The organism is Flavisolibacter ginsengisoli DSM 18119, assembly GCF_900129295.1.
GTDB classification, from domain to species: Bacteria; Bacteroidota; Bacteroidia; order Chitinophagales; family Chitinophagaceae; genus Flavisolibacter; species Flavisolibacter ginsengisoli.
This window is the reverse complement of sequence record NZ_FQUU01000002.1, coordinates 367,114-379,059: the sequence shown is the minus strand read 5'-3', so window position 1 is coordinate 379,059 and position 11,946 is coordinate 367,114. Positions and strand designations below refer to the sequence as shown.

General features: G+C 36.2%; 11 protein-coding genes. 7 read left to right on the top strand and 4 right to left on the bottom strand.

The genetic code is table 11. The annotated features are described in order from the left end of the window. Nucleotides 1-103 precede the first annotated feature (103 nt). On the top strand, nt 104-619 hold the full coding sequence (locus BUA53_RS03755) for a YciE/YciF ferroxidase family protein (protein WP_072833899.1): 516 nt from the start codon (nt 104-106) through the stop codon (nt 617-619). A gap of 327 nt (nt 620-946) precedes the next feature. Then, on the top strand, nt 947-1,768 hold the full coding sequence (locus tag BUA53_RS03750; RefSeq protein ID WP_072833898.1) for a hypothetical protein: 822 nt from the start codon (nt 947-949) through the stop codon (nt 1,766-1,768). A gap of 34 nt (nt 1,769-1,802) precedes the next feature. Here the strand turns inward: BUA53_RS03750 and BUA53_RS03745 are convergent, their stop codons facing one another. Further along, nucleotides 1,803-2,276: a pyridoxamine 5'-phosphate oxidase family protein gene (locus BUA53_RS03745; RefSeq protein ID WP_072833897.1), complete on the bottom strand. Its 474-nt coding sequence runs from the start codon at nt 2,274-2,276 to the stop codon at nt 1,803-1,805. A gap of 178 nt (nt 2,277-2,454) precedes the next feature. Then, nucleotides 2,455-3,591 carry a baeRF3 domain-containing protein gene (locus BUA53_RS03740; protein ID WP_072833896.1) on the bottom strand — a complete coding sequence of 379 codons (1,137 nt, stop codon included), beginning with the start codon at nt 3,589-3,591 and terminating at the stop codon, nt 2,455-2,457. Nucleotides 3,592-3,793: 202 nt separating this feature from the next. On the opposite strand from BUA53_RS03740, the gene BUA53_RS03735 reads away from it, so the two are divergent. The 3 genes from BUA53_RS03735 to BUA53_RS03725 all read left to right on the top strand — a co-directional run bounded on the left by BUA53_RS03735 (nt 3,794) and on the right by BUA53_RS03725 (nt 6,196). Then, entirely contained in the window at nt 3,794-4,612 is an 819-nt protein-coding gene (locus BUA53_RS03735; protein WP_072833895.1) for a hypothetical protein, read from the top strand. Further along, on the top strand, nt 4,609-5,178 hold the full coding sequence (locus BUA53_RS03730) for a DUF1003 domain-containing protein (RefSeq protein ID WP_072833894.1): 570 nt from the start codon (nt 4,609-4,611) through the stop codon (nt 5,176-5,178). The genes BUA53_RS03735 and BUA53_RS03730 overlap by 4 nt, the downstream gene beginning before the upstream one ends. A 580-nt stretch (nt 5,179-5,758) precedes the next feature. Beyond that, complete coding sequence (locus BUA53_RS03725) at nt 5,759-6,196, top strand: Hsp20/alpha crystallin family protein (protein WP_072833893.1); 438 nt, start codon at nt 5,759-5,761, stop codon at nt 6,194-6,196. Between the two features lie 17 nt (nt 6,197-6,213). Here BUA53_RS03725 and BUA53_RS03720 read toward each other — a convergent pair whose 3' ends face one another. Beyond that, the gene (locus BUA53_RS03720; protein ID WP_072833892.1) at nt 6,214-8,724 is read right to left on the bottom strand and encodes a cation-translocating P-type ATPase; all 2,511 of its coding nucleotides are present in this window, start codon (nt 8,722-8,724) and stop codon (nt 6,214-6,216) included. Nucleotides 8,725-8,907: 183 nt separating this feature from the next. Here BUA53_RS03720 and BUA53_RS03715 point away from each other — a divergent pair, with 183 nt between their 5' ends. Beyond that, nucleotides 8,908-9,567, top strand: coding sequence for a hypothetical protein (locus BUA53_RS03715; RefSeq protein ID WP_072833891.1), 660 nt, complete (start codon nt 8,908-8,910; stop codon nt 9,565-9,567). After that, on the top strand, nt 9,545-10,603 hold the full coding sequence (locus BUA53_RS03710) for a metal-dependent hydrolase (protein ID WP_317041261.1): 1,059 nt from the start codon (nt 9,545-9,547) through the stop codon (nt 10,601-10,603). Before BUA53_RS03715 ends, BUA53_RS03710 begins: the two co-directional genes overlap by 23 nt. Here the strand turns inward: BUA53_RS03710 and BUA53_RS03705 are convergent. Continuing rightward, nucleotides 10,600-11,772 (bottom strand): phospholipase D-like domain-containing protein, encoded by a 1,173-nt coding sequence (locus tag BUA53_RS03705; protein WP_072833889.1) that lies wholly within the window; start codon nt 11,770-11,772, stop codon nt 10,600-10,602. The genes BUA53_RS03710 and BUA53_RS03705 overlap by 4 nt on opposite strands. Nucleotides 11,773-11,946 lie beyond the last annotated feature (174 nt).

Here is an 11,946-nt window from a genome sequence, read left to right as displayed (position 1 = left end):
AAACCAATAATGTGAAGTATATCAATGAGCGTCATCAAAGAAAAGAATGATGCCTGTCATTGGCAGCAAGCATTAACAGTATTAAGTTTAAATAAAGGTCATTATGAAAAAGATTGCAACCATAGGTACATTGCATGATTTGTTGATATATGATACACGTAAGATCCTTTATTGCGAAAACCAGCTTATAAGCGCACTTCCGGGATGGATTGACAGAATAAAATCCGCTCGGCTGAAAGTTGTAATGGAACACTATCTTGTTTACATAAAATACCATGTAGATGGAATACTTAAATTTTTTGAACGAAAGAAGCTTATTGATTTCGATGTTCAGAATATTGTAGCGCAAGCTTTCATTGATGAGGTAAATGAAAAAATGAGCGATTGCAGAGATGCTGAAATAATTGATGCTCTTCTACTTTCCAGTATACAGGAAATGATTCATTATAAGATATGTGTGTATGGTACGATAGCTGCCTTTGCGCAAGTTCTTGATCTTGATATAACAGCTGCAGAATTTTATGCCAGTGAAAAGGACGAAAAGGATATTGATTCAAGATTAAATTTTTTAGCAGAACAGGAGATCAATCCGTTGGCAAAATCTCCCATCATTGATTGAATCTGCGATAATATCATTCGCCATAATACAACAAATGCAATGAAAGTAACATCATAAAAATTATACTTATAAAAGTATATAACTGCATTGTGTTTGTACTGATAACCATCATAAAACAAGTCAATAACAGTCATAGAAAACATAGAGTCGGTTAATGAGCTTTACTAAGGTTTTTCAATTAATATCTGGATCTTATAAGTGGCGGAATTTCTATTCTGCCTCTTCTTTTAGGCTAACCATAATCAGTTTATAGACGCTGATTAGTCATAAAATAAATTAACTGTATGTATTAGTTTAGTTCAAGTGATTTAAACTAAAATATTTTTAATGAAAAAGATAATTATAGCTTTCAATGGAGGGCATTTTTCTTCTGCAGGATTTGAGTTTGCCAGGAGAATTAATGAATTGCAACCAGTTCTTCTTACCGGAGTATTTATGACTGAGACCAGTTATACCAATTTATGGAGCTATACAGCGGGCATGGCAGGACCTGCCTTTGTTCCATTAGTAGAAGAAGTCCCTGACGTGGTGGAAAGTTCTATTGCTCAGTTTGAAAATATGTGTTTACATAATGGAATAACTTACCGAGTACATAATGACCAGGGTAAATTTGCTATTCCCGAATTGAAAAAAGAAACACGTTTTGCAGATCTTCTTATAATTGAGAGTGATGCGTTTTATCAAAATCAGGTAGGTGTAAACCCTATAGACTATCTCAAAGAGGCATTGCATGAAGCCGAATGCCCTGTTATGGTGGTACCTGGTAAATATGAGTTTCCGGAATTTAACATTCTTGCATATGATGGAAGCCGTGATTGTGTTTTTGCCATTAAGCAGTTTGCTTATTTATTTCCTGAGCTTTGTAGAAATAAAACGGTTTTGGTTTTTTCTAAGAATGATACCCAGGATCATTTGCCGGATGAAATATATATTGAAGAACTAGCAACGCAACATTTTACTGATCTTGAACTTTTAAAACTTGATGTAGATCCCAAAAAAGATTTTACCAAATGGGTGATGGCAAATCGCAATTCAGTTTTGGTAAGTGGATCATTTGGACGTTCTGCCATATCACAGTTTTTAAAAAGAAGTTTTGCAGAAGGCATCATTGAAGAAAGGCATATTCCTGTATTTATTGCGCATTTATAATTTCCTGAAAATATTCAAAACCAAATGGAATGATTTAACCGGCAAATTGGGGCGAAACCTTATTTTCTTCAAACCTCCCGGTTTTTTTATCCAGTGTTATTTTAAATACAATACCTGGAATAACCGTTTCATCATTGGAAGAGAAAGGCCAATTGCTGCCAAGATGAGTAGTTGAGCTGGAAAGAATGGGGAGCTGGCGGTTTACTAATAATTGCAAAGCTTTTTTCCTTTCTTCCTCATTTGTAATTTCTGAAAACTTTCCCCATCCAATTACGCTTCTCCAATTGGACATATCCTGGCGTTCATCTACCTGGACGCATACCTTCGGATTTTTCCGCATCATTTTTATTTTCATACCATCTTCAGAATGAACATACAGCGAATTGTTTTCATAAGCATAGCTTATTGGAACGAGATAGGTTTGATCATCTGCATGACAAGCCAGGTGGCCCAGGAGCTGATTTTGTAACACCTGTTCAATCTGCTCTGCTGTTAATTTTCCAAACATTTGGGTTGAAGTTTAATATAAATATTAATGGGTACAGTATGTACTTGTTTAATTCAATCATTTGTTTCTATAGTTAGACAATCACTTTAATAATAAAGAATAGACCTAAATATTTATTTCATTTCCTATTTACATTTGAAGCACATTGTATTATAATACACGATGGATATCAAAAATATCAATAACGGGTAATAAGTGCAATTTGCTTATGACCAGCCAGCATGCCATTATTTAGGATCAGTACTTTTCCTTTTTTGTTCAAATGCATTTCTATAACCTTGTCAACCGCGTTCTCTAAAATGCCAGGCGACTGTTTGGAAGGCGTCATCTGTATTTCCAAGGGATAACTTTTATCATAATATACTTTAACATCATAATCCCTTTCCACAAGTAAAATGTATCCCCGTCCGTCAGTAATTGCTGCCCATACATCGGAAATACCTTCTTCCGCTAATCCTTCGCCTTTCTTTTCTTCAAGATCAGATATTTCTTCAAGCATTTTTTCTTCCTGTGTGGCCAGCAGTAAAGGTGATACCAATAGTCCTAATTCAAATTCATTTAGATGACTATAATTACCATGCTGCACACCTATTATTTTGTCATCATGTTTAGAATGATTAAGAAATGAAGCTGTAACGCTTTTTACGCCACAAATAATAACCTGGCTATCATTTTTAGAAATATAAATATCAAGCAAATCATCTACAGACTTTAAGAATGAAAGGTAGCGGCTCTTTTGTACAGCACTTTTGTCTTTTTCAAAACTGCTGATGGTTGCCCTGCCAGAATACGAATTTGTCCTGGATGCTTTCTCGTATTCAAAGTCCTCCGTATAGATAAGAGGGAAATTGGCATCCTGCACTTTATGAATTATGTTAAACTCTCCTGTATATAGGCAGGCTTGTTTTTCATCCAGTAAAAGCACGTAATACGGGTTTGAATAATTAACCTTGTATAACAGGTCTTTCAATTCAAAATGATTGCTAATACTTATTTTTTCTTCTACAATAAAGGGGAATTGAACACAATATTCAATCTTCTCGCTTACAAATAAACCAAGGCCCAAAGGATATTGTTCAAGTATGACATTATTGGCCAGGTGCTTAAGCTTTCCTTCCAGTTCTTCTTTCGAATCTGGATATGACAGGTTTAATTGGTCTATAGCTTTTTGAATCGATCGGTCCAGGTTTATAGATTTCGATCCTGCTGTCCAGTTATTATGGGAAGGGAGAATTATTGATATGCAAGTATCATTTTCGTTGGTCTGCAGCATATCCATTTCTTCGTGGGTAAGCCGGGGGGAAGTAATATACATAAAGTTGTTTTTTATGTTCGAGGCAAACATATTAAGACAGTATGAGTGTTTCAATGACGACCATCACAGCGAATCGTAATTGCTGTCAGTTAAAGACTTGCACTGGAAGATGAGCTGTAATGATAATAATCAGTGAAGCAAGTGTTATTTGGTCATTGTTCCTGGTAGAATTTAGTCATAGTTTGTATTATAATCAGGTGTTATGAAAAAGATCTTGCTTGCTTTTGATGGTACCAACTTTTCAGAAGGTGCATTTGAATTCGTAATGCGAATTAATGAATTGCAACCGGTTTTAGTAACTGCAGCTTTTATGCCTCAGGTGGATTATGCCAATTTATGGAGTTACTCAGTGGGCGTGGCCGGGGGTATGGTAATACCCTTGGTGGAAGATGAAGATACTACATTGGTTCAAAAAAATATAAGGCATTTTGAAGAATTATGTCAGCTAAATAATATAAAGTTTCGTGTTCATAAAAACTTTTATGGGTTCGCTATGGCAGAGCTTAGGAAAGAAACACGTTTTGCGGATTTGTTGCTGTTAGGGGGAGAAGTGTTTTATAATAATATGGGTATAGAAATGAATGATTACATGCGTGAAACTTTGAAAATGGCGGAGTGTCCAATATTGATTGTACCTGAACATTATGATTTCCCTCAAAGCACTTTATTAACTTATGATGGAACTGAGTCTGCGGTATATGCTATTAAGCAGTTTGCTTACTTGTTTCCCGAGTTAACATCAGCACCTTCATTGCTTGTTTATTCAAATTCAGGCGATGAACTCATGCCCGATAAGGAAAATATGGAAGAATTGGTAAACCAGCATTTTCCAAACATTGAGTTCTTTAAACTTAAAGTTGCACACAGGAAATTCTTTGATGATTGGATAAGTGAAAAGAAAGGTGCCCTGGCTGTTTTTGGTGCATTTGGGCGTTCAGCACTATCTCAAATGTTTCATAAAAGCTTTGCATCAGATATTATTCAATCCCTGAAGTTGCCGGTTTTCATTGCACATAAATGAATAGAAATACAAAATTGGAAAGAAGTAAAGAATTGCAGGAGCTTTTAGAAACTGAAAATCAACAGTTGCAGAAGCTTAATGAAATTGTTATTAAATCTATTGAAGAAGAAAAACTAATATCTGAAAAACTTTACGAATTTGAAGATAAGAATCCTGGCTTTGATAAAAGGCTTGCTGATAAAATTGCCTCATTTGGTGGAAGCTGGTTATTCATCCTGTTCTTTTTGGTTTTGATGCTGCTCTGGATCATTCTAAATCTTTATATGATAAGAAAGCCTTTTGATCCCTATCCCTTTATTTTACTTAATCTCATTCTTTCTACAATAGCTGCTCTACAAGCGCCCATAATAATGATGAGCCAAAATCGCAAGGAAGAGAAGGATCGACGGAGAGCCATTAACGATTACCTGGTCAATTTAAAATCCGAGATAGAAGTTCGAAATCTACACCAAAAGCTAGATCTGTTGATAGCAGAGCAAATGAAGACTATGTTTGAAATCCAAAATGTACAGGTGGGATTAATGGAGGAGATAAAGGCGGAAATGAAGCCCCGCAGCAGTAATTGAATTTCATAAAGAAAAACTTCCCAATAATAGCAAACCGTATCTAAAACAAGCTAAGAACCTCAAAATCAACAATTTAAAGAATTATTTCAGGTAAGGGCATTGAATGACATTGCTTGGGTGTTAATGCAGGCAAAGCTATGTATGCAACGGCTATGTACCCCCTATGTGCCGCCTATGTAACGGCTTTGTAACGGCTCTTTAAAGAGGTGGTATAAAGGCGGCACAGACTTGTGATAACCTGGTCAGAAAAGCATTTAAATATGAAAGGAAAATGATGGCATAAAGGAAGATATAATTTGGGTTCTTCAATTCATTATTTTAAAAACGAATATGTTTGCCAGGAATTAACTTATTGGTAAATGGATAGTATAATGCCTGTGGTTTTATTCTACTTTTAAATACGGGCCAATAATGATTTTTAAATAATGATTTCCGTCATGGTTTGGAGGTATTTATGTCCTTAGCTTAGCTATGTAGCAGATGCTTCCCCGGTACATCTCCACCCTTCCGTGCTATAAAAACACCCTTCCCGAACTACCTGCTTAAAATTGGTTCATTTTATAAATTGAAGTAATCGTTTATGAATAACTACTACACCAAGGACAATGATGCCACGACATTATACCCAGGTAAATACAACCCCCCTCCGTATAATATACAGGATCTGCTAACCAATAAAGGTATTAATAAGGGTCCTGCTCCTTTGATCAATACCTATGAGTTTGCAGATCATATCAAGGTGGAAATGGGAATGCCTGGATTGAAAAGAGAAGACTTTGCCATTTTCATTAACGAGCATGACCTTATTATTTTTGTCATGCAACCAGTGAATCCCCAGGCATTATTTTCCGAGGTAAAGAACTACGATTTTAAATCTTTAATGGGAAGAATTCCATTGCCAGAAGATATTGATACCGATTTTATTAAATCTGTTTACGAGGACGGGCTGCTTAAAATATATTTCCCAAAACTAAAAGGCGGATTCAGAAACAGGTCAGGAAGGATAGTGGTATACTAATAAGGATATACCCAATGTTATATGCTAGGAGCCTTCTTTTTTTTCTTAATTAATTTGTATAATTCAAACCAGGCAGTAGTTGTAAAGCCAACTACCATAGCAAGTATAAAATGTTGTGTTGAAATTTTGCTTAAATAAAAAACATCCTTTATAAATGGGATGGATAATATACTCCATAGAAATATTACTGAAATAATAAGTATCCATGGGGCAAGATTGTTTTTATATTTTAAGGTATTGTTTATTGTTTCTCTAAAGGACCTGTTTACAAAGGTCAAAAATATATTACTGAAGATCAACGTGATAAATACAATAGTCCTGACGTAATTAATTTCATATCCCAGGTTCATAAAGTAATAGTATATAGAAAGGACACCTATTGCAATGATCGCTCCCTGTATTAAGCTTACAAGCAATTCATTCCAGGTAAACATGGTTTGTGATCTTTCCCGGGGAGGTAAGGTCATTATATCCTTATCGGCTGGTTCTCTTTCATAAAAGATAGAGCAGGTGGGGCCCATAATGATCTCAAGAAATATTACATGAATTGGAGTAAAGATGTTAGGAAATTTCCATCCTAAAATTACAGGCAAGGCTGCTGTCAGGATTATCGGGGTATGAATGGAAATAATATACCTGACTGCTTTCTTTAAATTATTAAAGATCTTTCTACCCTGGTAGATAGCTTCGGTAATCTTATCAAGATTGTCATCTGTAAGAATAAGATCAGATGCTTCCCTGGCAATGTCTGCACCCTTACTTCCTCCCGCTATGCCAATATGCGACGATTTTAAAGCTGGCGCATCATTTACCCCATCTCCCATCATTGCTACAATTTCACCATTTGCTTTTAAAGCTTCTATGATCTTTAATTTGGCATCTGGAAACATCCGTGAAAAAAGGTTTGTTGATGCTGCTACCTCTTTTATTTCAACTTCCGAGTAATGCTGTATTTCTTCACCTGTTTTATTTTTTTTAAATTCCCTTAATCCAACTTGTTCTGAAATATTTATTGCGGTTTCAGCATAGTCACCAGTAATTAGCTTAATCTTGATTCCTGCCTTGTACCATTTTTTGAGTTCAGCGTGTACCTGGGTTTTGGGTGGATCATAAAGAGCCAGGAGGCCTTCAAATTGCCAGTTAAAATCATCCTGGCTTTGAGGGAAATCGTTATTGGCTGATAGGGCGGAGCATACTCCTAAAACCCTGTATCCCTGGCAAGCCATGTCGATAACTATTTTACGGATTTTAGCGATACTGTTTTCATCGAGCCTGCACACTTTGATTATTCTTTCGGGGGCACCTTTCCCCGCCACCGTTTTTATATCAGCATGGCCGTGTACATGTGTCATCATGGGAGGGTAGCCTTCCAATGGATATTCGTGTGAAATTGAAAAAACACTATCTGCATCGCCATCATTAGATTCCTGGTATGCATCAATAATTGCTTTTTCCATGGCATCAAAAGGCATTTGTTCACTTGCCAACCTGGCAAAGTGCAAAACAGGTGTTTCATTTTTTGTTAGCTGTTGAACGTCCAGTAGTTTATCGCTTTTATAGTCGTAAATTAATTTTACCGCCATTTTATTTTGTGTTATGGTACCGGTTTTATCCAGGCAGATAACACTAACCGCCCCCAGGTTTTCAATAGTTGCTGGCTGCCTGGTAATGATGCCAAGTTTAGCCATATGGAAAGCACCCAATGCCATAAAGGAAGAGAAAGCCACAGGAATCTCTTCAGGAATAACAGACATAGCTAATACAAGTCCAACTAATAGGCTCTCTGCCAGGCTACCCGTTTGGCGGTAGTTGATAAACCATATAAGCAGGAATGCCATCATACTAAATGTTGCCATTCTTTTTACAAAAGTGCTTACCTGCTTTTGTAATAGGGTTTTGGATGTATTTATAGTTGTAATTGATTTGCCCAATTTGCCCAAAGTGGTATCATTGCCAATTGCTGTGACCCTGGCATAGCACCATCCGGAATTGATGGTTGTTCCCTGGAATAGTTTAGTGTCTTTTGTATTTGAAGATTTATTTACAGGAAGTGATTCTCCCGTTATAATAGATTCATTGATGGTAAAATCATTTGCCTGCATAATAATGGCATCCGCAGGAATACGACTCCCCTCGGATAGATACATTATATCACCTGGTAACAAATCAATGGAAAAGATCTCAGTTTCCTTTCCCTCGCGTATCACCATAACCTTTGGTTCAGTAAATTCCCTGAGTGCGGCTAAAGCATTGGAACTTTTCGTTTCCTGGTAAAAAGAAATAGCAGAAACAAATATCATTGCTGCCAGCATAAGGAAGCCTTCCCTGGATTCGCCAAGAATGAAATAAAGGGCGCAGGCCACCAATAAAATGATGAACATGGGTTCTGAAATAATTCCCCATGTTAAGCGAAGTAAATTGCCTGACTCTCCTGACTGAAAAGCGTTCTTTCCATATTTCTTTTGAAGTTCCGGAATTTCCTTTTGCGTTAAACCTGTAAATATTCCATTAAAAGAGACACTATTCAAGTATTAGTTTTTGTTAAGGTAACCTAAACGCTTTTTCTAAGTGCTGATGGTCGTCAGATTTTATAATGATTCCTAGATTAAAGCTGTTATCAATGGTAAAATGATATCAATTCTGCTATTAACTGACAGCCATCATTGATAGGCATTTTTCTATTTAATAATTTGTTACAGGTTTAAAAGGGTATGAAAAATATTATTGTGTTTCTTATGATTTCGGGGTGGTTATTTATTTCATGCGGAACCACCACTGCAATAACCAGTACTTGGAAAGCGCCCGATGCGGCACCGCGCACATTTGATAAGGTAATGGTGCTGGGATTGATTCGGGATGCAGATAGAAGCATTCAACAGAATATGGAAAATCACTTGGTAGGGGATCTTAAAGAATTAGGTTATAATGCCTATTCAGCTCTTGAAGAATATGGTCCTAAGGCTTTTGAAAATTTAACCGAAGAACAGGCAAACCAAAAACTTAAATCGAGTGGTTTTGATGGAGTGCTTACTATTGTTTTATTAGATAAGAAACAGGAAAGGTATTACGTACCGGGCAGGGTGATATACACACCTTACTTTACATACCATACCCGTTTTTGGGGATATTACAGAACAATTTATGAGAGAATAGAAACTCCTGGTTATTATAGTAGTTATTCAAACTATTTTTGGGAAAGCAACCTTTATGATCTGAATAAAAATAAGCTGCTATATTCTATTCAAACCCAATCTTTCGAACCTTCTTCAAGAGAGGAATTAGCGCATGAATATGGAAAACTAATTGTTAAGTCTTTAGTTACTAATAATTTATTGATCAAACAATCCACTGGCGGAGCTAAAGCAATGTAGTGGTAAACCTCATTTTTATTTTATAGATTCCATCACACATATCGTACTGGGCGCATGTATAGGCGAGGCCCTGCTTGAGAAAAAGCTGGGCAAAAGAGCTATGTTCCTTGGGGCTTTAGCTCAAAGTATCCCGGATATTGATTTCATTGCAGCTTTCTGGAACGATCCTGCTTCTAATTTGCTGGTGCATAGGGGATTCACGCATTCCCTTTTTTTTGCTGTTATAGGAGTCTGTTTTTTTGGATTGCTTGCTGAGCATTTTCATCGAAGGCATAAGGTTGGTTTTAAAATATGGGTGGTGTTCTTTTCGGTAGAAATTGGTGCTCATTTATTCCTTGATCTTTTTAATAATTACGGAATGGGTCTATGGGAACCCTTTAACCATTATCGTATTTCCTTTAATGTGATTTATGTTGCTGATCCTTTTTTCTCTATTTGTGCTGGTTTGTCATTTTTAATGTTGTTATTTCTTAAAAGAAAAGACAGGCGAAGGGCTTTTTGGTGGAAATTCGGGATCACAATTCCAGCTTTTTATTTATTGTACTGTGTTTTCAATAAACTTATCATTGATACAGAAACAAGGTCAGCACTAGCAAATGAAAAAATAGTATATAACCAGTATTTTACTACGCCCACCCCGTTGAATAACTGGCTATGGTATGTGGTGGCAGGCGACAGTAATGGGTTTTATATCGGATTTCGTTCTGTTTTTGACAATGATTTAAAAATGAACTTTCATTACTTTCCAAAAAGAGATTCATTGTTGGGTTCTATAAAAGACCATGAAGAAGTTCAAAAGCTACTGCGGTTCTCCCAGGGTTTTTATACAGTCGAGAAATGGAATGATACGCTTGTTTTTAATGACCTCCGCTTTGGACAGATAGTTGGTTGGTACGACCCAGGGGAGCATTTTGTTTTTCATTATTTTCTGCAACATTCTCCGGAAGATAACAGGCTTGTTGTGCAAAGGGGAAGGTTTGCTAATTGGGATATGAATTCTATGAAGTCATTGTGGATGCGTATAAAGGGGAATTAATTTTCATGTTTAAAATAAAATGTTGAAAGATTTAAAACAATTCTTATGATCTCATAGGAAGTTTTTTGCAGGAATCGCCTGAATAAAGTTGCATTGGTTTCAAAATTTTTCCGTGTTACCTGGATACAATCGTTTTTTATAATTTCTTCTAAAACTTGGTTTACTGAAATGACGAAGGGGCGATTTCGAACATCTACATTTATTTCACTACTAGCATATGCGCTAATATTATTTACATTGAAGGAGCCTATTGTCATCCAGTGATTGTCTGCTATAGCCAATTTTGCATGTAAGACAGTTGGCTGGTATTCATAGATCTCTATATTATTACGAAACATCCAGTCATACAGATAACGCTCTGCATATTTGGCAAGCATTACATCGGATGGACCGGCCAGTATCACCTTTATTTTTACCCCCCTTTGTGAAGCCTTATTCAATTGCCGGCGTAATACATAACCCGGCAAAGAGTAACTACACATAATAGTAATGGATTGCTCGGCATTGTTGAATAAGTTGAAATAACTTCTCCAGATTTCATGTTTGCCTTTTACCCAGTCATTTTGCCTTAGCCTTACAGAATACTGCATATCCTTTGGTATCTTATAAGAAATGTCTTTCATTGGAACCGGATCCTTAAATAATGGTTCGGTTTTCCAATAATTTAAACTGATCTTATTTAATTGTAATGCAACCTCTCCTTCAACTAAAAGCGCATAATCTATCCAGGCTGGAATTCCGTTTATATCATTATACCTGTCTGCTATATTAACTCCTCCTACAAATGCACTATACCCATCAATAACTATTATTTTCTGGTGCATTCTACGACCAAAATAAAAATGTTTGCTCCTAAACAATGGTTCGAAAAATCTAAAATATATTCCAGCATTTCTGAGCTGTCTTATAAAAGATTTGGATAAGCCTTGAGATGCATAGCCATCTACCGCTAATAATACTTTTACCCCTCTTTTTGATGCATTCATAAGCGCATCTGCAATCATTAGCCCGGTGGTATCATCCTCGTAAATATAGATTTGCATTTGTATGATCAGCTCTGCTTTATTAATAAGGGCAATCAACTTTGAAAAGTAATCCTTACCACCGCGTATCAACTGGATGTGATTGTTATGTAGGTAGTGGTTATTATTTTTTTTACGAGATGACATTTGGAAGTAACCCTTTTATACCAAATTTATTTTATAGCTAAGCTATCATAGGTGACAGCCATCATTGGTTTTGGTGACAGCGCTCATTGAAAGTGTTTTAGGTCTTACTTAATTTGCTATAAACCCTTAACCTTTATGTTTACCCCCGCGCCGTATATTATTGATACAGATTAC